General features: G+C 47.2%; 17 protein-coding genes. 13 read left to right on the top strand and 4 right to left on the bottom strand.

Going from position 1 to position 23,929, the window contains the following annotated elements:
• The first annotated feature begins 25 nt into the window (after positions 1 to 25).
• The 3 genes from uspE to ELR70_RS12710 all read left to right on the top strand — a co-directional run bounded on the left by uspE (position 26) and on the right by ELR70_RS12710 (position 4,236).
• Positions 26 to 949 carry a universal stress protein UspE gene (gene uspE / locus ELR70_RS12720; protein WP_054013847.1) on the top strand — a complete coding sequence of 308 codons (924 nt, stop codon included), beginning with the start codon at positions 26 to 28 and terminating at the stop codon, positions 947 to 949.
• Between the two features lie 149 nt (positions 950 to 1,098).
• Positions 1,099 to 2,016: a tRNA 2-thiocytidine(32) synthetase TtcA gene (ttcA, locus tag ELR70_RS12715; protein ID WP_054013848.1), complete on the top strand. Its 918-nt coding sequence runs from the start codon at positions 1,099 to 1,101 to the stop codon at positions 2,014 to 2,016.
• A gap of 240 nt (positions 2,017 to 2,256) precedes the next feature.
• Positions 2,257 to 4,236, top strand: coding sequence for a methyl-accepting chemotaxis protein (locus ELR70_RS12710; RefSeq protein WP_054013849.1), 1,980 nt, complete (start codon positions 2,257 to 2,259; stop codon positions 4,234 to 4,236).
• Positions 4,237 to 4,299: 63 nt separating this feature from the next.
• Here ELR70_RS12710 and arsJ read toward each other — a convergent pair whose 3' ends face one another.
• Positions 4,300 to 5,499, bottom strand: a complete 1,200-nt coding sequence (gene arsJ, locus ELR70_RS12705; protein ID WP_054013850.1) for an organoarsenical effux MFS transporter ArsJ — start codon at positions 5,497 to 5,499, stop codon at positions 4,300 to 4,302.
• Positions 5,500 to 5,501: 2 nt separating this feature from the next.
• A complete protein-coding gene (locus tag ELR70_RS12700; RefSeq protein ID WP_054013851.1) occupies positions 5,502 to 6,515 on the bottom strand; it encodes an ArsJ-associated glyceraldehyde-3-phosphate dehydrogenase in 1,014 nt (337 codons plus the stop codon).
• Positions 6,516 to 6,745: 230 nt separating this feature from the next.
• On the opposite strand from ELR70_RS12700, the gene rsmF reads away from it, so the two are divergent.
• The 3 genes from rsmF to map all read left to right on the top strand — a co-directional run bounded on the left by rsmF (position 6,746) and on the right by map (position 9,656).
• Positions 6,746 to 8,185, top strand: a complete 1,440-nt coding sequence (gene rsmF / locus ELR70_RS12695; RefSeq protein ID WP_054014226.1) for a 16S rRNA (cytosine(1407)-C(5))-methyltransferase RsmF — start codon at positions 6,746 to 6,748, stop codon at positions 8,183 to 8,185.
• A 468-nt stretch (positions 8,186 to 8,653) separates the two neighbouring features.
• Positions 8,654 to 8,866: a ParD-like family protein gene (locus tag ELR70_RS12690; RefSeq protein WP_054013852.1), complete on the top strand. Its 213-nt coding sequence runs from the start codon at positions 8,654 to 8,656 to the stop codon at positions 8,864 to 8,866.
• Positions 8,841 to 9,656 carry a type I methionyl aminopeptidase gene (gene map / locus ELR70_RS12685; protein WP_054013853.1) on the top strand — a complete coding sequence of 272 codons (816 nt, stop codon included), beginning with the start codon at positions 8,841 to 8,843 and terminating at the stop codon, positions 9,654 to 9,656. Before ELR70_RS12690 ends, map begins: the two co-directional genes overlap by 26 nt.
• 120 nt (positions 9,657 to 9,776) lie before the next feature.
• Here map and ELR70_RS12680 read toward each other — a convergent pair whose 3' ends face one another.
• Complete coding sequence (locus tag ELR70_RS12680; protein WP_054013854.1) at positions 9,777 to 10,025, bottom strand: YkgJ family cysteine cluster protein; 249 nt, start codon at positions 10,023 to 10,025, stop codon at positions 9,777 to 9,779.
• 228 nt (positions 10,026 to 10,253) lie between these two features.
• On the opposite strand from ELR70_RS12680, the gene ELR70_RS12675 reads away from it, so the two are divergent.
• The 4 genes from ELR70_RS12675 to ELR70_RS12660 all read left to right on the top strand — a co-directional run bounded on the left by ELR70_RS12675 (position 10,254) and on the right by ELR70_RS12660 (position 17,726).
• A complete protein-coding gene (locus ELR70_RS12675) occupies positions 10,254 to 11,429 on the top strand; it encodes an efflux RND transporter periplasmic adaptor subunit (RefSeq protein WP_054013855.1) in 1,176 nt (391 codons plus the stop codon).
• A gap of 3 nt (positions 11,430 to 11,432) precedes the next feature.
• Positions 11,433 to 14,576, top strand: coding sequence for an efflux RND transporter permease subunit (locus ELR70_RS12670; RefSeq protein WP_054013856.1), 3,144 nt, complete (start codon positions 11,433 to 11,435; stop codon positions 14,574 to 14,576).
• A gap of 201 nt (positions 14,577 to 14,777) precedes the next feature.
• Positions 14,778 to 17,123, top strand: coding sequence for a hypothetical protein (locus ELR70_RS12665; RefSeq protein WP_054013857.1), 2,346 nt, complete (start codon positions 14,778 to 14,780; stop codon positions 17,121 to 17,123).
• 162 nt (positions 17,124 to 17,285) lie between these two features.
• Positions 17,286 to 17,726, top strand: a complete 441-nt coding sequence (locus ELR70_RS12660; protein WP_054013858.1) for a hypothetical protein — start codon at positions 17,286 to 17,288, stop codon at positions 17,724 to 17,726.
• Between the two features lie 123 nt (positions 17,727 to 17,849).
• On the opposite strand, the gene ELR70_RS12655 is transcribed toward ELR70_RS12660, so the two are convergent.
• Positions 17,850 to 20,114, bottom strand: coding sequence for an acyl-CoA dehydrogenase (locus tag ELR70_RS12655; protein WP_054013859.1), 2,265 nt, complete (start codon positions 20,112 to 20,114; stop codon positions 17,850 to 17,852).
• Positions 20,115 to 20,262: 148 nt separating this feature from the next.
• Here ELR70_RS12655 and ELR70_RS12650 point away from each other — a divergent pair, with 148 nt between their 5' ends.
• From ELR70_RS12650 to ELR70_RS12640, 3 genes are all read left to right on the top strand, one after another.
• Complete coding sequence (locus ELR70_RS12650; protein ID WP_054013860.1) at positions 20,263 to 22,074, top strand: M2 family metallopeptidase; 1,812 nt, start codon at positions 20,263 to 20,265, stop codon at positions 22,072 to 22,074.
• Between the two features lie 128 nt (positions 22,075 to 22,202).
• Positions 22,203 to 23,012 (top strand): ABC transporter permease subunit, encoded by an 810-nt coding sequence (locus tag ELR70_RS12645; RefSeq protein WP_054013861.1) that lies wholly within the window; start codon positions 22,203 to 22,205, stop codon positions 23,010 to 23,012.
• A complete protein-coding gene (locus ELR70_RS12640; RefSeq protein WP_054013862.1) occupies positions 23,009 to 23,926 on the top strand; it encodes an ABC transporter ATP-binding protein in 918 nt (305 codons plus the stop codon). The genes ELR70_RS12645 and ELR70_RS12640 overlap by 4 nt, the downstream gene beginning before the upstream one ends.
• The last annotated feature ends 3 nt before the right edge of the window (positions 23,927 to 23,929 follow it).

Here is a 23,929-nt window from a genome sequence, read left to right as displayed (position 1 = left end):
TCCGTGCAAGATTAAGGAGCCCATTATGGAACAAATCAAACGCATTCTCACTGTCATAGATCCGACCAAACAACAGCAGAACAGCCTGAACCGTTCTATCAGTCTGGCGCAAAAAACGGGTGCTAAAATCACTGCCTTTTTATCAATTTATGACTTTTCTTACGAGATGACCACCATGTTATCGCGAGAAGAGCGTGAGGCGATGAGAGAAGCTGTGATTAAAGACCGTGAGGCTTGGATTTCGGAGCTTACCAGTGGCTACCAAAACATCGATATCGAAACCAAAGTAGTCTGGCACAACCGCCCTTACGAGGCCATTATCAAGACCGTACTTGAGCATGAGTTTGATCTTGTTATCAAAGCCACTCATCAGCATGATACACTCAAGTCCGTCATTTTTACTCCGACAGACTGGCACCTGATCAGAAAGTGTCCTGCCCCGGTATTATTGGTCAAAGATCATGCATGGCCAGAAAAAGGCGAAATACTTGCGGCAGTCAATGCCGTCAGTGATGACGAGCAACATCAGGCGCTAAACCATCGCATCATCAAAGACGCACAATTTTTATGCGAGCTTGCTAATGCCTCTTTGAGCCTGGTAAACACCTACCCGGCAACACCGGTAAATATCGCCATTGAGATCCCAGAGTTTAATCCGTCTCAATACAATGAAGCGGTGAAGAAGCATCACGAGGAGGAAACCTGGGCACTGGCGGAGCGCTTTGGTCTTGGCAAAGCGCAATGTGTTATTAAAGAGGGCTTACCAGAAGACGTAATCCCACATATTGCGAAAGAACACAATGCAGAGCTGGTTGTTATTGGCACCGTTGGTCGAACAGGCCTAAGTGCGGCATTGGTCGGCAATACCGCAGAACATGTTATCGATAGCCTTGATTGCGATGTACTGGCGCTCAAGCCTGATGGCTACAAAAGTCCGCTAGCACAGTAAATTGATTGTAGCGATCGGCACAGAATTTTGTGTCGATCTACTCCTCCCCTCCCCCGATTGTATTCTCACCGCTTATATTGCAGTTTGCAGACCTGACGGTATAATGCGCCCTTATTTATTTTTGCCGTCATTTTGATATAGGGGGGCGAGTGTCTCACTCACAAGAAGCTAAGCAAGCATATAGCCTTAACAAGTTGCAAAAACGCTTAAGAAGGCTGGCCGGTCAGGCTGTAGGCGATTTTAATATGATCGAAGATGGTGACCGTGTTATGGTTTGCCTGTCTGGCGGCAAGGACAGCTATACTCTGCTGGATGTATTACAGCATCTCCAGCGTGTCGCTCCTATCAAGTTCGATGTGTTTGCCATCAATCTGGATCAAAAGCAGCCCGGTTTTCCTGAGCATATCTTACCAGAATACCTGGACACCCTTGGCGTAGAATATAAAATCGTTGAGGAAGACACCTACTCAATCGTCAAAGACAAAATCCCCGAAGGCAAAACAACCTGCTCACTGTGTTCACGCCTGCGTCGCGGTATTCTGTATCGAACGGCAAAAGAAATGGGCGCCACTAAAATTGCCCTGGGACACCACCGTGATGACATGATTGAGACTATGTTTTTAAACATGTTCTATGGCGGTAAATTAAAAGGCATGCCACCTAAGCTAATGAGTGATGATGGCCAGCATATGGTGATCCGACCGCTGGCGTACTGTAAAGAAGCTGATATTGCACGTTATGCGCAAAGCCAGGCATTCCCTATCATTCCGTGTAACCTCTGTGGCTCGCAGGAAAACCTGCAGCGTAAGCATGTTAAGGCGATGCTTAACGAATGGAATACAACCCACCCGGGTAGAGTTGAAAGTATCTTTACCGCAATGCAAAACGTAGTGCCATCTCATCTGGCTGACCACGCCCTGTTCGACTTCCGCTCTTTGCAAAAAGACGACATCGTTGATGGCGGTGATATTGCCCTCGATAAACCGGAGTTTCCGAGTATGCCAGCAGGCGCAGAACAGGAAGAAGACGAGCAAACCGTTCAGATCCAGGCAATAGAGCTCAGTTAAATAAACAATATTACAGGCCGGATGTGTCAGCGTCCGGTTTCTGCCCTCGAAGAATCCTGCCATTTTGAGTCACAACCAATAATGTAAGCAAACACGGAACGAATGAAAAAATAAGAATTTAGTTTCTTTTTTTTAACTTTTTGGATGTCACAGTTCCCACTAAAGGGATTTTTGTTTACAATATGTGATAATAATCATTTTTAATTGCATTTAGCAAAACAACCTTAAGTCAGGTACCCCATGTCCACCAAACTCCGTTTGCTGATTTCATTCATGCTCGTTGGCTTGCTGCCCGCTGCGTTTATGGCAATCACATCCTTAATTACCGCATCAGATGCATTAGAGCGCCAGGCTTACAACCAGCTGACCTCCATCAAACACATTAAACATCGTCAAATCGACGATTATTTCAAGGCCCGTAAGGCAGATCTGAGCCTGATCGCTGCACAATGGCAACAATTGGCCAGCGCCAAGAGTCAGTCAGGCACAGCTGAGCTTGCCCGAGACAATCACGCTCTGTTCAGGCATTTTATCGAGCAAAAAGGGTTTTATGATCTGTTTATCATAGAGACCAACGGTTTTATCAGCTATACCGTCGCTAAAGAAAGTGACTATCAGAGCAACCTGAGAACAGGGCCTTATCGCGATTCAGGACTTGCTCAGCTATTTCGCAACGCACTCAATAGTCGCCAGTTTTCCATTACAGATTATCAACAGTACGCTCCGAGTAATGGCGAGCCCGCGGCATTTATCGGTGTACCAGTTCAGGTTAACGGGCAAATTCACTCCATTATTGCGTTGCAAATCGCCATAGATACGATTAACGACATCATGCAACAACGTGATGGTATGGGCAAAACGGGCGAATCCTACCTGGTAGGCTCAGATTTAAGAATGCGTTCCGATTCCTACCTGGATCCTACCGCACACAGTGTAACCGCCAGCTTTGCCGGTTCAGTTGCGCACAATGGCGTTGATACTTATGCGGTCAGACGAGGTCTGCAAGGCTTTTCTGAGACAGAACTGATCATTGATTATAATGGTAACCCAGTTTTGTCGGCCTATATGCCATTTCAATTTGCTGACCTAAACTGGGTGCTACTGAGTGAGATTGACAAAGCTGAGGCATTTGCACCCATTTATCAATTGTATTGGTTTATTGCTCTAATTGGCGCTGTTGCAATTATCGCAATCAGCGTGGCAACCTGGTTGATAGCAAGTTCGGTACTGCGTCCATTAGGAGGAGAGCCTAGCATGATGCGCGACATCAGTGAGCGCATTGCTTCAGGTGATTTGCGCCAGGATTTCAGCCAGGACGGTAATGTAACGGGCGTATACGGCGCTATGAGACAAATGACCAGCTACCTCACTGGCGTAATAGGAACTATCAGTGAAACAACTTCCCAGCTCGCCGTTACGGCCAGTCAAACCAGTGCAGCTAGTGAGCAGGCCAACACTAGCTTGCAAGAGCAACATGCAAACATTGAGCAAGTCGCCCTTGCTATTGCCGCCACGGCTCAGTCCGTTGAAAGTGTCGCGAATAGCGCAAATCAGGTTGCAGCGCTCAGCGTCGACACACAAGACAGTACTCAGGCCGCGAGCCAAACATTGGCGGAATGTGTTTCTAAAATGACTACTCTCGATCAGGTGATCAGCGACTCAGAGCGGGCGATTAAGGCTGTAGAATCTGGTGCTCAGAACATAGGTAAAGTGATTGAGGTGATCCAGGCTATCACAGAGCAGACCAATCTGTTGGCACTCAATGCCGCCATTGAGGCAGCCCGGGCTGGTGAGCATGGTCGTGGTTTTGCCGTCGTTGCGGATGAAGTACGCCAGCTTGCCTACAAAACTCAACAATCGACCGGTGACATAGAAACTATGATCCAGGAGCTACAAAGTGCGACCGCACAAGCTGTCGATAAAATGCATCAGTCAGCCGAAGTCGCTCAAGCGTCCATATCAGCAACTAATGAGAGTGCTGCCAGCTTGCAAACCAGCGTCGCACAAATTCAGGAAATTTCGGCAAGTGCAAAACGTATAGCTCAGGAAGCACAACAGCAAACCTCGACTACTGAAGAGATCAGTTACAATATTGACGCTATTAAACAAGCCGCATTGGATAACGCAGCAGGTGCCGATCAGGTGGCCAGTGCAAGCCTGGATTTGGATAAGCAGTCAAGAAAACTCAAACAAATCACCGCAAGCTTTAAGCTGCCATAGACTTGTCAAAACGTGTCTAAAGTAAGACAAACCCAGATTCAGGTTTGTCTTACTTTCACAGTTCTATCTGGTATGGCGTTGCAACCCATAGGTAAGACCAGTCGCAAGCATGAGTAAAACACTGGATATCAACAAGCAGCTAACTAACCCGCCATACTGATAGGCCAGGCCTGATAATATGGTTCCTGCAAGGCGACCCATCGCATTAGCCATGTAATAGAAGCCAACATCCATTGACACCCCATCCTCATCAGCAAAATGCACAATCAAAAAGCTGTGCAGCGAAGAGTTCACCGCAAACACTGCACCAAATATCAGTAAACCCGCTACAATCGACACCTGTACATACCACTGAGACCACAATGCCATGGCAATAAGCGCAGGCATCAGAGTCAGCAGAGCCACCCAGATAAACGCTTGTTGCGTGTTTGAGCGCTTATTACCAAGCAGCTTAGGTGCATTGGCCTGAACCAAGCCGTAAGCAATGACCCAGCTTGCCATAAAACCGCCAACCCACCAGTGATCCCAGCCAAATACACTTGCCAGATAAACCGGTAAAGCCACAACAAACCAAACATCACGAGAAGCAAATAAAAATAGCCGCGCCGCAGATAACCAGTTTACTTGCTTGCTGGTAGAGAACATTTCAGAAAACTTAGGCTTGTGTTTTTTCTTACCCAGATCCTGCCTAAGTAATATTAAGCTGAGCACCCAGGTTACCAGCAGCATAGTGCTCATAAACCATAATGCACCCTGAAAGCCAAACTGTGTCAGGAGCAGGCCACCCATAAAAAAGCCCACCCCCTTGAGCGCATTTTTCGACCCTGTGAGAATAGCAACCCACTTAAACAGCACACCATCCTGATCTTTGGGTACCAGTAACTTGATGGCACTTTTGGCACTCATTTTATTCAGGTCTTTAGCAATCCCGGATAAAGCCTGTGCCACCATCACATATGCAACGCTCAGCCACTGCGGGTCCACAACCAGCATAAGGAGGGCCACAATTTGCAAGAACAAGCCCACATTCATGGTCTTGTTCAGGCCCATTCTGGCACCCAGCCAGCCACCAACCAGATTAGTCACGACCCCAAACACTTCGTAAAGTAAAAATAACGAGGCGATTGCAATAGGACTGTACCCCAGCTGATGGAAATACAACACCACCAGCATACGTAGTGCCCCATCGGTCAGAGTAAACGACCAGTAATTGCCAGTTATAACCAAATACTGCTTAATGGGCGCAGAAAGCTGCTGTAACACGCCTACCCCCAGCGCTGTGCAATCACGTGACGAACCAGGTCAGCTGTACGGTTAGCGTAACCCCATTCATTGTCATACCAGACATAGAGTTTGACCTGAGTGCCATTTACAACCATAGTAGACAGCGCATCTACAATGGCACTGCGAGGGTCTGTTTTATAATCGATAGACACCAGAGGCCGCGTTTCATAGCCCAGAATGCCTGCCAGGTCCCCTTGTGCAGCCTGCTCCATCCAGCCATTGATTTCTTCCACTGTGGTTTCACGGTTAACTTCAAACACACAGTCTGTGATCGATGCATTGGTCAGCGGCACCCGCACGGCATGACCATTCAACTTGCCTTTAAGTTCTGGGAAAATATGGGTAATTGCCGTTGCCGACCCTGTTGTTGTCGGAATTAAGCTGGTACCGCAGGCGCGCGCTCTGCGCAAATCTTTATGCGGAGCATCAATAATCGTCTGGGTATTTGTGATGTCGTGTATAGTCGTCATCGAGCCGTGTTTAATACCGATGTTGTCCTGCAGAACTTTAACTACAGGCGCCAGACAGTTAGTTGTGCATGAGGCCGCTGTGACAATAGAGTGAGAGTCAGCATCAAATAGCTGATGGTTAACGCCCATCACGACATTCAGAACCCCCTCTTCTTTCACAGGCGCAGTTACAACCACCTGTTTTACACCCTGAGAAAAATAGCCAGCCAGCTTTTCTTTGCTTTTCAATTTACCACTGGCTTCTATCACTAAATCACAGTCTGACCAGTCAATTTTTTCCAACTGAGTTTGCTGCTCCACTGCGATGCGTTTATCTGCAATCACCATGGTTTTCTCGTCTCTGGCCTCGGCTTCCCATTCCCATTTGCCATGCACTGAATCAAAAGTCATCAGGTGAGCCAGTGTATACGCGTCGCCGCCTGGGTCATTGATTTTAACAATTTCAATTCCTGCAGTTTGCCATAGTGCTCGCATGGTGAGCCTGCCCATGCGTCCGAATCCATTGATACCTACTTTAATAGTCATGTGAATTACCTTTTTTAATAAAGCTGACCTCTTCTAAGCCCCCTCAGAAGAAACCTCAGATCCCATACTTCTAAATATGCGAATTATATTATATATGTTTTTTCATATATTCAAGACAAATAGGCTAGTACATCCTCGCAACAAAGAATATAGCCTGTAGAGATGAGTCTATCCCCGTGCGGTGTCAATTAGTGATAAACTAGTCACATAAAGTGCAAGAGATAATGACTTTGGACAATAAAACTTATATTCCCAATGAATTTATTGATGATGTCGCCAGCTACATACCTGCGCATCTGACTATGGACGATTTCATCGCCAGCTGCCGCAAGGGCTTAAGACGTGCGATTCGTGTCAATACGCTGAAAATGTCACAACAAGAATTTGAACATCAGGCAGCACAACTGCACTGGCAAATTGAGCCTATCCCTTGGTGTGAACACGGCTACTGGCTGACCCGCCCTGATGAAGAAGAAAAGAACCTGCCTATCGGCAATACAGCGCTGCACCTTAGCGGCTGTATTTATGTTCAGGAGGCAAGCTCCATGCTACCTCCTATGGCACTGGCCACATCTCTGGCCCCCGGGGACAAGGTACTGGATATGGCCGCAGCGCCAGGGTCGAAAACATCTCAACTGGCAGCTCTGATGGATAACCAGGGAATACTGGTTGCTAATGAGCTCTCCTCATCCCGACTAAAGACTCTGGCCGCTACTCTCAAACGTATGGGTGTTGCAAACTGCGCATTGTCACATTTTGATGGCCAGGTGTTTGGTGATTACATGTATGAGAGTTTTGACCATATCTTACTCGATGCGCCTTGCTCAGGAGAAGGGACGGTCCGTAAAGACCCTGATGCGCTCAAAAACTGGTCACTGGCATCCAATCAAGACATTGCTGAAGTACAAAAAACACTGATCCATAGTGCCTTTATGGCACTCAAACCCGGCGGCACTTTAGTGTATTCGACCTGTACTCTGACCCCATTGGAAAACCAGCAGGTCTGTGAACACCTGCTAGACACCTTCGCTGGAGATGTTGAGGTAGCCCCACTCCATGATCTGTTCCCTGAGGCCGATAAAGCAGCGACTGAGCAAGGTTATCTGCATGTGTGGCCACAGATCTACGACAGTGAAGGATTTTTTATCGCAAAATTCAAAAAAACAGCCAGTGCTGTAAACCCCCAGCAGAAGAAAAAGAAAGGACAATTCCCGTTCTCGCCCTGCGCTAAGAAAGACTTACAAGTATTTGAGACCAGTATCAAACAACAGTTTGGGATCAAGGCCCTGCCCGGGCAATTGATGAGCCGGGATAAAGAGCTATGGTTGTTTCCACCAGACATGGAAACGCTTCAGGAAAAGATAAAATACTCACGCATAGGTATCAAAGTTGCCACGACTCATAAAAATGGCGTGAAGCTGGAGCATGAGTTTGCAACTTGTCTGGGTCACCTGGCAACCAGCAATACCTTCGCACTGAATGCCGAACAAGCAAAAGCTTACTTTCAGGGACAGGATATTCGTCTTGACGCTGTGGGTCCTGCCCAAGGTGAGGTGGTACTTACGCTATGTGGTGCACCTGTCGGGCTTGGCAAATGGCAGAAGGCCAAAATCAAGAACAAGCTTCCGCGGGATTTAGTCCTAAATGGCCAGTTGATAACTTGGGTATAACCTGAACAAAAGGTTTTGATAATTTTAAGACGATTCGTTCATATGGAATTAATACATTGTTTTTATTGAAATAATTAATATTTCAAATGTTTGTAAATTTTATGAAGCCTTAGCTACACTTAAATGACTTTCTACTTCTCCCTTGTAATTAGAAGGTGTTTTTAAGTTAGCGCACGGCTCCGAATTTGAGCCTTTCCCTAAGCCCGACTCACACAGAGTCGGGCGTTTTTTTATCTGTACGATTGTACAAAAATTACAGAACGCAGCGCTCTGGGATTGTGTCCACCACAACAATGCGCTCTAACACCAGCTGCTTTTAGTCTCAATATCCACCCTATTCACTCGGTGCTTACGCTAACCTCAACCTCCTTTTCACATATCGCAATCAGACTCACGATTAATGGTATTGCATCTTTGCTTGATATCATTATATGATTTATATACGAAACATATACACAGTAAATATCCATGGGTATCGTTAAAATTTCAGATGAAGTACACGAAGAGCTGCGACAGGCAAGTCAGGTCATGTCACGCTCCATCAATGCGCAAGCAGAGTTTTGGATCAAAATGGGCCGCCTGGCGGAACTGAATCCGGACATGACCTTTGCACAAATAATCAAACAACAACTTAATCATGCAAGGAGTGACGCAATTGACTCAGGTCACGATCAAAAATAAGGCAGCGATTGCGCAAATGCGCGAATCAGGTGCGCTGTTAGCACGAGTGTTTAAAGCCTTGGATGAGCAAGTAAAACCCGGCGTGACAACATTGCAGCTGGATGAATTTGTTGAGCATTATATAGTGGACGTGTTAGGAGCTATACCCGCAAGCAAAGGTCAATATGGCTACCCCTACTCCATCAACACATCGGTGAACGAAGTCGTCTGCCATGGTATGCCCAGTGCACGTCGCATCATTAGCGAACAGGACATTCTCAACGTAGACATCACTCTCAAACACCAAGGTTATATCGCTGACTCCAGTAAAATGTATGTGATGCCGAACGCCAGTGACGCGGCACGGGCGTTGGTGAACGACACCGTCACCGCACTTTGGCGCGGGATCAATCAGGTGAAACCCGGTGCTACCCTGGGCGATATTGGCTATGCAATTGGAGACTTCGCTCGGCTTAAGGGCTTGAGTGTCGTGCGGGAATATTGCGGCCACGGAATTGGTACTGAGATGCATGAGGCGCCAGAGGTGTTGCATTTCGGACGCCCGGGCACTGGGATGAAGCTTGTTCCTGGCATGACATTCACCATTGAACCTATGCTCAATCAGGGAAGTCACAAAGTTAAGACTCTCAAAGATGGCTGGACCGTCGTGACACGAGATCGCGCACTATCTGCTCAGGCAGAGCATACAATTTTGGTGACGCCTACCGGGTGCGAAGTTCTGACCCTCAGAGAAGAAGAAAGCGCAGCGGGTTTGTTGGCCAATATCATTAAGCCGATAGCCCAGAGATGACTGAGTGCTGGCAGTTATGCAGGAAAAAAGTATTGTTGTTGGCTCCAGGAAATGAGCATCTAACTCAACTAGCGACAGAGTTTGCCAGTGGTACGTATTATCTGCTCATACTTACTGCAGCTAAGTACACTGCTCCAGCTCAGTAATAAGCCACATAGCATGCGCGTTATCTGTACCGCAGACATCTTCGCAGGGTATGAAGTCACCACATACTTTAGGCCGACGAGGATCGCCAAATAATTTGCACAGGTTGTCATCATTCAATTGCACACAACGCTCTCCCGCAGGTTTGCCCTGCGGCATCCCCGGAATTGGCGAACTGATACTCGGTGCTATACAACAGGCTCCACAGCCTAAACGACACTCCATCTGACCCTTCACAATTTAGTTTTGGTGGATAATCAAGCGTACCATTATACGACAACTCTTCAACGAAAACACTAAGGTCATTATCTTGCCAGACGTAAGCAAGCTGACATCCTTGCAATGCCTTGTTACACAATTTGAAATGTTTAAAACACCCAGACACATCTGTTCGCGTATCCTTAATCAGGTTAGAGAAATCGATTCAACCGTTATTGATGGAAGGAATAACTTGTGGCTAGTAAAAAACAAATCCTATTACCCGTTGCGGTGCTCGTAGGTGGCTTGGCTACCGCTTTTGCATTTTCGGCAATGAAGCAACCGCCTGAAGAAAAACCCGAAAAAGTCATTCACCCATTGGTTGAAGTCCAGCCAATTGATATGGCTCCCATGCAATTGATAGTCGACTCTTATGGGCTCGTGGCGCCTAAATACAGCACTGAGCTGGTCGCTCAGGTCAGTGGGCAGCTTATTGATCTGTCTGATAAATTTGTCAAAGGCGGCTTTGTTAAGCAAGGTGAAACTCTGGCTCGTATTGACCCGAATGACTACGAGGCAGCATTGATAGAAGCCGAGGCCAGCCTGGCTCAGGCGCATTCGGCACTGGAAATCGAACAGGCCCAGGCTCATGTTGCGAAAACAGAGTGGCAACGTATTAAAGACAATGCACAATCGACTATCCCTTCGGAACTCTATTTGCGCAAACCACAGCTGGCAGAAAAACTGGCGCGCTTTAAAGCAGCCCAGGCCAGTGTTAAGCGAGCAAAACGCAACCTTGAGCGCACCTATATCAAAGCCCCCTATGACGCAATTATAACCAGTCGCTCTTTAAGTCTGGGCAGTGTTGTCAACCCTGGCAGTACTTTGGGTGTCCTCAATGCGACGTCTGTGGCCGAAATCCGTTTACCCGTTGCAGACCATGAGCTTAGATACCTGAACAATAATGGCATTGATGCTACCGTCACCTTATCTGCAAAAGTGGCCGGGCAACCGGTTTCCTGGCAAGGAAAAATCGTCCGTAGCGAAGGCGTTGTTGATAATAAGAGCCGGATGACTTATCTGGTTGCTCAGGTGAGGGCTCCTTATCAGGATCAGGCACAGCCGCTGCGCTTTGGTACCTATCTGACTGCGCAAATTCAGGGGATCTCCGTAGCTAATGCGATGCGTATTCCACGTCATCTGGTCCACGATGGAAAAGTCGCGTTGCTCGATCACAACCAGCAGCTCACCTTTAAGCCCATTTCCGTTATTCGTGAAGTGGATGGATATGCAATCGCAACTGAGGGTCTGACTGACGGTCAGCAATTGATCACATCCGCGCTGGAGTACCCCTCAGAGGGAATGCAGCTGCGTCTTGACTCTTCGCCTGTCATTGCACCAGATACACAACTGGCACTGAAGGAGGAGTAATCTATGGAAGGCTCTCGCGAAAAAGGCTTAATTGCCTGGTTTGCTCGTAACCCAGTTGCGGCTAACCTGTTGATGATTTTTATTCTTGTGGGCGGCTTACTCAGCGCCTTTACAATCCGCAAGCAAATGTTTCCTCAGTTTGAGAATAACTGGTTGAGTGTGCAGGCAGTTTACCCTGGAGCTGCGCCACAGGAAGTAGAAGAAGGGATTACCATCAAAGTGGAGGAATCAATGGAAGGGCTGGAAGGCATCAAGCGCCTGATCACCTATTCCAACCGTGGTTTCTCACAAACCTGGATCGAGGTCGAAGAAAAGTATGATCCCCAGGAAGTGCTGGATGAAGTAAAAATGCAGGTTGACTCCATTTCGACCTTCCCGGCTGGGATGGAACGACCTATTGTTCGCCGCGATAAGTTTGAGCAGGAAGTGATGTGGCTGTCACTCAATGGTGATATGAATTTCCACCAGCTAAAACAACTGGGGAACGAAATACACGATGAGATGCTTGCCCTGCCGGGCGTAAACCTGGTCGACTTTAATGGCGGCCTGAACTACGAGATCAGTATCGAAATCAGTCCAGATCGCCTGCGTGAGTATGGCCTGACATTCAGAGATATTTCTGAAGCTGTTAAAAGCTTTTCTGCAAACATGTCCGCCGGACAGATCCGCTCTGACAATGGCTATATTTCTATGCGGGTTGAAAATCAGGCCTACCGTGGGCATGAGTTTGAACAGCTTCCTCTACTAACACTCGCAGACGGCGCGCAAATTAAATTAGGTGATGTTGCGAAAGTCACCGATGGCTTTGAGGAAGGCCTGCTTTACTCTCGCTATAACGGCAGAAATTCACTGGTATTCGAGGTTCGGGCGTCAAAAGATCAGGATATCACCAAAGTCGCTCAGGTCATGAAAACTTACCTGGCAGATAAAGCAACCCAACTGCCCCAGGGCGTTGAGTTGGAGCCCTTTATTGATTTGACTTACTATCTCGAAGGCCGCCTTAACATGATGATAGAAAACATGATGTGGGGTGGTATTCTGGTGATGCTAATGTTGGCTTTGTTCTTACGCGTCCGCTTAGCTTTTTGGGTCATGATGGGCCTGCCAGTTTCATTTTTGGGGGCGTTCTTGTTTATGCCAATGGGCATGCTGGACGTCACAATTAATCTAGCTTCTTTGTTTGCCTTCATTCTGGTGCTTGGCATCGTCGTTGATGACGCGATTGTCGTCGGGGAATCCGCCCATGCCGAGATTGAAAAGCACGGCCACAGTCTGGACAACGTGGTTCGGGGTGTGAAGCGTGTAGCAATCCCAGCCACATTTGGTGTGCTGACCACGGTCGCAGCATTTTTACCTCAGACTTTTGCAACGGGCCCGGCGGCTGCATTTTCTAAGGCCATCGGCGGCGTCATCATTTTATGTCTGCTGTTCTCTTTGGTTGAGTCTAAACTGATCCTGCCAGCACACCTTGCAGCCATGAAGGACCGCCCCGACAATCCGAAAAACCCTTTACATCGCGCCAGAGCACTCATAGATGGTGCATTGAAAAACTTTATTGAAAATCTCTATCGCCCGTTTATAGAAAAATGTATTCATTACCGATACACAGTGATTGTGGCATTTTTGTCTATCATCATTGTGAGTGGCGGTATGTTTGCAGGCGGTCTGGTTAAGTTCGTTGCGAACCCGAAAATCCCCCATGACTTCCCTCGCATCACAATTGATATGAACCTGTCATCTTCCGAGTCAGCAACACTGGCTACAGCTAAAAAAGTTGAGCAGGTGATTCTGGATGTTGAGAAACAGCTTGAGGCTGAATATGGCACTAAGATGATCAAAGATCTGTCTGTGAACCTGCGCGGGCGTACTACGGCATCTATCATGGCTATTCTGGTTGAACCCCACAAACGCCCAATCGATACCTTTGCGCTCAGTGCTTTATGGCGTGAAAACATGCCTCCCCTGCCAGGTGTGAAGTCGCTAAACATTCAGGACAGCATTATGAATGGTGGCCGGGATGACGGTGATATCAGCTTCCGCCTGGAGGGTAAAGATAAAGAAACTTTACAGGAAGTAGCGGGCAAACTTAAAGAGAAACTACGTACCATTGCAGGGGTTGGTGATGTCAATGATTCGATGCAATCGAGCACCGAAGAAGTACAGCTCGAGCTTAAACCTCTGGCCTACAGCATGGGACTGACACTGGCTGATGTTGCCTCTCAGGTAAACTTCAGTTACTACGGTCTGGAAGCACAGCGTATACTGCGCCGTGGTGAAGAAATCAAAGTGATGATCCGCTACCCGCAAGAGCAGCGTAACACAATCAGCGATATTCAGGCGGTCAGGATCATTACGCCAAGTGGCGCAGAAGTGCCGCTTGGAGAAATCGCCGATATCCACCTGGTCGAAGGGGTTAACCGGATCCGCCGTGAAAATGCTAAACGTACCATCAATGTCTGGGCGTCCGTTGACACAGATCAGGCAGAACCATTCAAAATAGCTGAAGAGATCCGTGATGAATACCTGCCTTCGCTACTGCAGAATTACCCAGGTGTCAGCAGTAGTGTTGCAGGCCGTATTCAGGAAGAAATGGACAGTGTAGCCGAGCAAATTCGTGATTTTGCTTTATCATTAATGATTATTTTTGCACTACTGGCTATCCCCTTACGTTCTTATTCTCAGCCGATACTGATCATGTCTGTGATCCCATTCGGTGTTGTTGGCGCAGTATTTGGCCATATGGTACTGGGCATGACCATGAGTAGCCTGTCCTTCTTCGGCATCATCGCTGTCGCAGGTGTGGTCGTCAATGACTCACTGGTGATGGTTGATTTTGTGAATAAGGCTCGTGAGCAAGGTATGAGCATTAAAGAAGCCGTAGTTGAGGCTGGCTGCAGACGTTTCAGAGCAATTTTGTTGACGTCACTGACCACCTTTATAGGCCTGGTCCCAATTCTTCTGGAAACCAGTCTGCAGGCACAAATTGTTATACCTATGGCTGTTTCTTTAGCTTTTGGCGTGTTGTTCGCAACGGTGATTACGTTAATTCTGATCCCCTGCCAATACGTCGCGCTGGAAGATCTTAAGCGCCTGATGAAACGCTTCAAAAAGCAGCCCACAAACACGGAAGCGTTGCAGCAAAACTAACAATCACAATTCATAGTTCTACCCAACCAACTAAGCCCGGTATTGCACTGGGCTTTTATTTTCACGTCAGTTGACAGCAAATTCGTTTAAATTTGTCGATTAGAATATAAACACAAATTAACAAATTAACGTTTCTAAAATTACACCGTTCTCGCTTAGACTTATCTGCGACATAAAAAACGCAATATAAAGGAATGAATAATGCGAAACTACCTACTGCTCTCTACATTTGGGATCCTTGTAGCCTGTGGCGGCTCATCTGGCAGCGAAAAAACCCCGACTTCAGACCGTGCACAAACAAGCGTCAATCAAGCCCCCTCAGTCAGCCTACAAGGCAACACGCTTATTAATGCCGGTGACACATTGTCTCTCACCACCTCAGTATCGGACCCAGAAAACGATACAGTCACTGGAGAGTGGACAAGCTCACTACCAGGTGTGAAGTTCGTCGCAGCAAGCAATACCTTACATCATGTCATCTTCCCGGATGTTAATGAACAAACGGAGGTCACATTGACCTATACCGTGACAGACAGTCACGAAAACCGAGTCAGTAAAACCTGGCAAGTCACTGTAATGCCCAACTCAACAGCTGGATACATAGAACTTGCCGACACCCTGACACTTTACAGTGGAGGCCATGCCACCATCACTGCCAACTTTGCTATGTCATCAGATATAGAGAAAATTGAGTGGCGGACAAACGGCATTGAGTTGGCTAACCAGAGTACCAGTTCTCACCATGACACGCGCGCGGGCAGCAGTACATTTAGTATTGATTTACCTGATGTATCGCAGGTTCAGCAGTTTGACATCGAATTTGAAATCACAACCTCAGACAAAGTACTCAGTAAAACCATTAAAGTGACCTTATCATCGAGTACTGAACCCGCTTTGAGTGTTTCTCTGCCTGAGCAGTTTAGCGTCAAAGAAAGAAGCTCACTCACCATTAAGCCGGATATTGCCAATAGCGATGAAATCATCGCTTATGAGTGGCAATGGCAAGGAACCCCTCAGCCTTCTCAGCACACCCAGGGCAAGCTTTACTATACATTCAAAGCACCTGAAGTGAACGAAAGCCAAACGTTTAAACTCCTGCTCACAGTGACCATGAAAGGTAATATCAAAAAAACCGCTGAAACAGCTGTAACAGTGCAAAATGTTACGGATCTGAATGGCATTGAACTTACCATGGATCGCTTGTCAGCTGTGCCCGGGCAGACAATCACGGTGACCTCTAACTTAACCAATTTTGATGATGTAGATAGCGTTTCCTGGAATATTCACGACTTTAGTGACGATTTACTACAAAAATCCAATAATAAACTGATTATTACCATACCTGATGAAAGCACCTTCCAAACATCTAAACAAATAGAATATACAGTAACGCTTAAAGATGGTTCAGAAAAAACAGCCTTTGCCGAATTCGGCTACATCAGCAGTTCAGCAGCCAAAAGCCTCTTGCAGATTAAAGATCCCGACCCATTTTCACTTTACCCAGATCTGAGCGCCACATTAGTTCTGGAATTTAGCGGCCCCATTGATGTCGATGAAGTAACAGTCACAAGTAATGACTACGACCCTTATGAAAGTCTTGAATGGTCTCTTGATGGCCAGTATTTGACACTAAAGTTGCGCAAGAAAACAATCACCCGAAAAGGGCTGACTTCAATTCGTATCACAGCCAAAGCTGGTGACGTTGTGCGTGAAAGTCTCATTATGGGAACAACTCACAGCGCATTGGTGGCCCCCTATGGCGGGGTAGATGAAACCTACGTACTGGGCAGTGAGGCACAGGTCTTTGGTCAGGTATTTCACCTTAATGACAAGACTGACATGCCAAGTCACTGGCAAATCAAGAGCTACGAAGATAGCGTGACACTTAAGCAAGTTTCAGACACCAGTACCATCGTAAAATACAGTGGTGACACAAGTGACAATGTGACATTGGAGTTTAACGCAACAGATGAGTACGACAATGCATCACAAAGCGAAGTCAGATTGAAGTTTGACAATACATTCTTAGTCCAGGGTGATACCTATTACTGTAAAATTTCAGACAGTAAGTTGGAATACTGTCGGGAGAGAAGCTCCACTCGGAACCTCGACCTGGTCGCCCCGACAGAACTCAAGCAAGTAATCACACGGGGAGATTATGCCTGCTTACTTGGCAACTATGGAGCGATTGTATGTAATGCCAAAGGCGATAATCCCGCAAAACACGTACCGCCTCAGTTGCTTGCCACAAAGCTCAATGCCGTTGATGCCAGCAACGTGTGTGCTCAGTTAAGTGATGCCAGCTGGCGTTGCTGGGGAAGTCGGGGCACTGAACTCACTGAGTTGATGGCTGCACACTCTATCGTTCACAAAGTTCTGGCAAACGACACACATACCTGCCTGGTAAGCAATCAGGACATCGCATGCTATGACGGCAAGACTCGGACCAGGCTAATTGAAGATGCATTCCCCCGCGATTTAACTTTATTTAGCCGTGAAATCTGCTATCGAACAGACGTCAATATTCTCAATTGCGATATTGAGTAAGCTGTCTTGCAAACAGTTGCGGTAAAATACCGCAACTGTTTATCACCAGTCTCAGATCTGCTGCGATTCCCTCTCATACACGCTGTATTTTGCCGACCAATACTTTACAAAAGTCCGATTAGAAGACAAACTAAAGTCATAATCACCTGAACTAATACTAATATGAAATTACTACTTACTTTTTCAATTGTAATCCTATTGATGTTGTCCGGCTGTGGTGGTGATGATGATGCGGCGCGTGGAGATAAAAATACCCCGGGATATGCAGCTACGGTTTTCTTTGACGCCCTGTACAACAAAAAAGACATGGAACTTGCGCTGAGCCGCTCAACGCCTCGTATGGGCAGAATCATGCGCTCTTACGGCACCCCCTCTCAATTCGCCAGAAACCTCGTTAATATGCAATATGATCAGGTGACCATCGAGGTAGACATGACTAACCAGAGCTTGCGGGAACAATATGGTAATGAGGCCAGGATCAACCTGATTTTTACCGGCATGCTACATGGGGAGCAAGTTGACGACATGCGCAGCGTTCAACTTATCAGACGCAAGGGCGAGTGGTACGTTGATAAGATCAACGCAGATCCTTTTGCCCGCTAATGTATTCTGCCCTCCAACCCCAAAGTAAGTAGAGTACATGCGTATCACCTAGCCAGACATGAACCTGGCTAGGAAAGCTCATTTCACACGCTTAACAAAATTCACATCCACATACACAGCGGATCAACCGACCTCATCCACACTCAATGCAAGCCGACTAGAGTGGAACCAATCAACCAACATTTCGCGCTCTTCTTCGTCAATAGCACATTCAGCCACAGCCATAGCAAGCTGCTCGTCAGTATTTAAAGCCAGCAGATTTGTCTGGTGGGATTTCTGCCAGCGTTCAAATTTACACAGGGCCTGTTCGCATTTTGGATATAGCTTAAACGCCTTCTCTAGTGAGTCCAGCCCCTCGTGGCCTGACGCACTACACAAGCTGGAAACGCGGGCCAGTGTCAGCTTATTGCGATATAAGCTATCACATAAATCAACCACGAGCTTATCTGAAGGCCCCGAAAAACCACCGCCAAAAGGCATAAACCACCTTGTTGCAATCGTTTTGAGCCCCGCTGGTGCGAAGTTTTCAACAAAACCCTTATAAGCCACCTCGAACGCACTGAGGTGATAACGCATCGCATAGTGTAACAAGGGTAAATCGCTACACTGACGGCCATCATCCTCAAACTTTTTCAGTGCGCAGGAGCCAAGGTAGAGATGACTCAACATATCTCCTAAACGAGCTGAACGCATTTCCTGTAGCTTTAACTTACCGCCGAGCACGAGCATCGCCAGATCACTTTGAGTCGCTAAGATTTGGCTATACCAGGTTAGAGTTTTATAGTACCTCGCCACCTCTCCACCAACAGGTGAAGATGAGAAGAAACCTAAGGTCAGCCCATTAAAAGATGCTTTAAGAAACGTTTTGCAACTGTGTGCCAGATGATCTGTCAGAACTTTATCGAACTGAAGTAACGCGGCTTCCGCATCTTGCTCCTGTACTGCCGCCATTTCTTTCAACACATAAGGGTGACAACGGGTCGCACCTTGACCAAAAATCATTAAATTACGTGTCAAGATGTTTGCTCCTTCAACCGTAATGCTAATTGGCATGCCCTGATAATGCAGGGCCAGATAGTTCAGAGGACCTCTTTGAATCGCCTTGCCGCCGTGTAAGTCCATCGCATCATTAACACTGATCCGTGCCATTTCAGTTAGATGGTACTTAGCAATTGCCGTAATGACTGCCGGACTCTTATTTAAATCTATCGCCAAAGCGGTATTTTGCCGCGTTGCTTCTATGCTGTAACTCAGTCCGGCAATTCGGGCTAATACTGACTGAACCCCGTCAAATCGACACAAAGGTTGTTTGAACTGTCGCCTTACACTGCAATAAGCTACGGTTGATCTGGCGCTCAGTTGTGCCGTACCTGCACTCAATGCTGGCAAAGAGATACCTCGCCCTGCACTCAGGCAAGCCATCAGCATACGCCACCCTTTTCCTATGCCTTCTTGCTCTCCGATGACCCAGTCTAACGGGATAAACACTCCCTGCCCCTCGGTCGTTCCATTCATAAAAGCCAGGCCCATAGGATCATGCCTGGAACCTACTTTTACACCCTCATGGTCGGTGGGTATTAAGGCACAAGTAATGCCCAATTCACTCTGTTCAGATAATAAATGGTCAGGATCATAAACTTTGAAAGCCAACCCTAATACAGTTGCCACCGGCGCTAACGTGATATAACGTTTTCGCCAGGTAACTTTCAGGCCCAAGGTCATTTCACCATTAAACTCCTGCTTGCAAACAACAGCAAAGTCGGTGATCCCACCCGCGTCGGATCCTGCCTCTAGTGATGTGAGCGCAAAACACGGCAGCGCAGAGCCATCGGCAAGCTTAGGCAACCAACTCTGTTGTTGGTGTGATGTGCCGAAATGAAGCAGCAACTCGGCAGGCCCAAGACTATTGGGCACCATCACTGTCACCGCAGCTGATAAGCTACGGGTTGCAATTTGCGCGACAATGGCTGAGTTTGCCTGCGCACTGAACGCTTTACCGCCAAATTTTTCAGGAATGATAAAAGAAAAAAAACCTTTCTCTTTCAAAAACTGCCATACATCAGGCGGCAAATCACCAGCTGCACAGATCTGATTTTCATCCAACATTGTCATGAGTTCAGTCAGCTCATGTTCAATAAAATCCCGTTCCCGGTCACTCAGTGCTGGTTTACCCGTTTGTAACCAGTGCGACCAATTTGGTTTGCCACTGAACAAACTGGCGTCCCACCAGGTATCCCCGGCTTCCATCGCTTCGCGTTCTGTTTGTGATAGTTGTGGAAGCGCACGCTTGAAATACGCCATGGCCGGCCCCGAAACGACTTTCAGCCTGACTTCCTTGATGTAAAAAATGAAACATACAGCAATAATGAGCAGTATCAGTAACCACATGGTAAGAGCACCTTCCAGTTATTGGCGCTTTAAGTATGGAACAAATGCCACTTAACTCAATATTTTTACATCGCTTGTCTGGTGTGAATTGTCGCATTCATTCGACACTGGTATCATCAACATTCTAATAACGATAATTGGAACAATGATGGCACTACAATTCAAACTCAGCCTGGGCGCCTTAGTGGTTGCCGGGGCACTCTCTCTGAGTGGATGTAACTCAACAACCAGTTCAACCTTAACGGAAAAAGACGCGGAAGCATTTCTGACCAAAGCGGAAAAAGAGCTGCAAGATTTAAGCTATCGCAGTGCACGCTCAGCTTGGATTTACGCTAACTTCATTACCGAAGATACCGCATCATTGGCTGCCGATGTGAGTCAGGAATACACCGAAAAGCTGGTTGCACTGGCCAATGAAGCAGCAAAGTTTGATGAGCTGGAGCTGAGCTACGACAACCGTCGCAAATTGGACAAGCTTAAATTGAACCTTACTCTTCCAGCACCTAAAGATGCAGAAAAAACAGCCGAACTAGCAAAGCTATCAGCTGAACTTGATGGCATGTATGGTAAAGGCAAGTATTGTAAAGACGACAAATGTATGAGCCTGGGTGAAATGACCTCCAAAATGGCTAACAGTCGTAACTACGAAGAGCTCTTAGATGTCTGGCAAGGCTGGCGTCAGGTTTCTCCGCAAATGCGCCCGCTATACAAAGATCTCGTTTCCTTAGCAAATGAAGGTGCGCAGGAATTAGGATATCGTGACACAGGTGCTATGTGGCGCAGCAAGTATGACATGCCTGCCGATGACTTTGCCAAAGAGTTAGATCGTATCTGGGGACAGGTCAAGCCGCTATATGACTCACTTCACTGTCATGTACGTGCCAAGCTAGGCGAAAAATATGGTGAAGACAAAGTTCCTCAGGATCAGCCCATTCCAGCGCACCTGTTAGGTAATATGTGGGCTCAGCAATGGGGCAACATCTATGACCTGGTTGCGCCAGAAAACGCTGATCCAGGATACGATGTGACCGAGTTGCTTGAAAAGCACAATTACGATGAGATCAAAATGGTTAAAGGTGCAGAGAAGTTCTTTACTTCAATGGGCTTTGAACCGTTGCCTGAAACGTTCTGGACGCGCTCACTGTTCACCAAGCCACAAGATCGCGACGTACAGTGCCACGCTTCAGCATGGAACTTAGATAACAAAGACGATCTGCGTATCAAAATGTGTATCCAGCGCACCGGTGAAGAGTTCTCTGTGATCCACCACGAGTTAGGACACAACTTCTATCAACGTGCTTATAACAAGCTACCACTGTACTATCAGGAAAGTGCCAACGATGGTTTCCATGAAGCAATCGGTGATACAATTGCTCTGTCAGTCACACCTGGCTACCTGAAAGAAATCGGCCTGTTGGAACAAGTGCCTGACGAGTCAAAAGACATTGGTCTGCTGATGAAGATGGCACTGGACAAAATCGCCTTCATTCCTTTTGGGCTGTTAGTTGACCAGTGGCGCTGGAAAGTATACTCAGGTGAGATCAGCCCGGCTGAATATAACAAAGCCTGGTGGGAATTACGTGAGAAATACCAGGGTCTTCAGGCGCCGGTTACGCGTACTGAAAACGACTTTGATCCAGGTGCAAAATACCACGTACCTGGTAACGTACCTTACACACGTTACTTCCTGGCGCATATTCTGCAGTTTGAATTCCACAAGGCATTGTGCGAAATTTCAGGTAACAAAGAAGCCATTCACCGCTGCTCTGTTTACAACTCAAAAGAAGCTGGCGAACGTCTGAATGCCATGCTGGAAATGGGCAGCAGCCGTCCATGGCAGGAAGCACTGGAAAGCGTTACTGGTAGTCAACAAATGGATGCCACCGCTATCCTGGATTACTTTGCACCACTTCAAACCTATCTGGATGAGCAAAACAAAAACCGCCAGTGTGGTTGGTAACCCACTCGCTTAAACACTTTTTAAAGGAGCCTGCTGGCTCCTTTTTTATATACGCCACACTCTGAAACAATTCTCAGCTTTTCCAATCACTCACTTATGCGTTAAGGTATCGGCAAAAGGAGTGCATTATGTCACTAAAAAGAATCATGTTATTAAGTCAGTTTGAACTGACACGCTTGTTTGCCACAAAACGCGGCTGGTTGGCACTGGCAGCCTTTATTATGGTGTGGCTGATGATTTTACGTTATCCCATCTATCATGCGGTTTCGGTACTAAACAGCCCTGAATTCTCCGATATCGCGGTACAAATTGCAGGCTCAGTGGGATTATACTCGCTCGCACGCTGGCCAGAGGCTGAACTGTCGGTCTACTGGATCATTGCCTTGTTCAGTTTTCCGGTTTTTACCTTATTCGTCAGCGCTGATCAGACCGTAGAAGACAGTAAACGGGGTACGCTCAGATTTTTGACATTACGGGCCAGCCGCAGTGAAATCATGCTCGGCCGATTTGCAGGACAGGCGCTCATTTTACTGGCACTGATCCTTACCTCTGCCCTCGCAGCCTGGGTACTTATGCTCACACGAGACCCCGCTCTGGCGTTCAATGGGCTAGGTAAATTAACCTCGATTACCGCGTTACTGGCGTTAACCACTCTCCCCTTTATCGCCCTGATGAGTTTACTCAACCTGCTGGCAAGCTCAGCACGTCTGAGTATCATCTATGCCAGTTTACTATTCACAGTAGGAAATTTATTGATTGGGTATCTGGCATCTCACATTGAACTGGCTGACTGGTTATATTATCTGCTGCCAGGAGTGCATATCAGTAGTATTGCGCCCTGGCACAATATCGACTGGCATACCTTTGCTATCCCCTTACTGCAATCCCTGGCACTACTGAGCACCGCATACTGGCTAATGAAAAGGAAAGATCTATGAGTACCTCAACGTCATTCGTCATTGAAGTCAAAGAGCTGACCAAACACTTTGGCAGCAAGTGTGCGCTGGATAAAGTGAGCTTCACCATAGATCAGGGCCATACCATTGCATTGGTTGGCCCCAATGGAGCAGGCAAAACAACACTGTTTAGCATCTTATGCGGCTTTTTAAGGGCTGACTCTGGAGCTGTTCGCGTATTGGGGCATACACCCGGCGATAGTTCACTGTTTGGTGTGCTCAGTGCACTGCCGCAGGATGCCCAACTTGATCCGCGTTTTTCAGTGGGTAAGCAGTTAACGTTTTATGGCCAGTTACAGGGCTTAAGTCGTGCGCAAGCTCAACATGAAACAGCACGGGTTCTCGAACAAGTCGACCTCAGCAATCAAATCAATGCCAAAGCCTCAGAGCTGTCCCACGGTATGAGAAAACGCATCTGTATTGCGCAAGCTTTGATTGGGAAGCCCAGAATTGTACTATTGGACGAGGCAACAGCGGGTCTGGATCCCATCAATGCTAAAGCAATCAGAACATTGGTCGCCGACTTGAGCAAAGACATGACGTTTATACTGAGCTCTCATGACCTGAGCGAACTGGATCGCCTGTGCGATACAGTCCTGTATCTGGAGCAAGGAAAACTCACCAGTCATCAGAGATACGGACAAAATGGCTCAGACACCGCATACCTGACCTTGCAAGTGAAGCAACCAGACAGCCAGATGCAGTCACATATTGCCCGGCTAGACGGTGTGAAACAGGTTCGTCAGTCACAGCCTGATGAGTTTGTCATTGAATACGATACTCACCAAGTAGCATTGGATATCGCGCTGCTTGAACTTTGCCATCATCACGGCTGGGTATATAAACAATTGATCAACGGCAATACCCTCGAAAACCAGCTGTTTGCCACACCATAGGCT

Source organism: Pseudoalteromonas sp. R3 (assembly GCF_004014715.1).
GTDB lineage: Bacteria > Pseudomonadota > Gammaproteobacteria > Enterobacterales > Alteromonadaceae > Pseudoalteromonas.
This window is presented reverse-complemented; position numbering and strand designations above follow the sequence as displayed.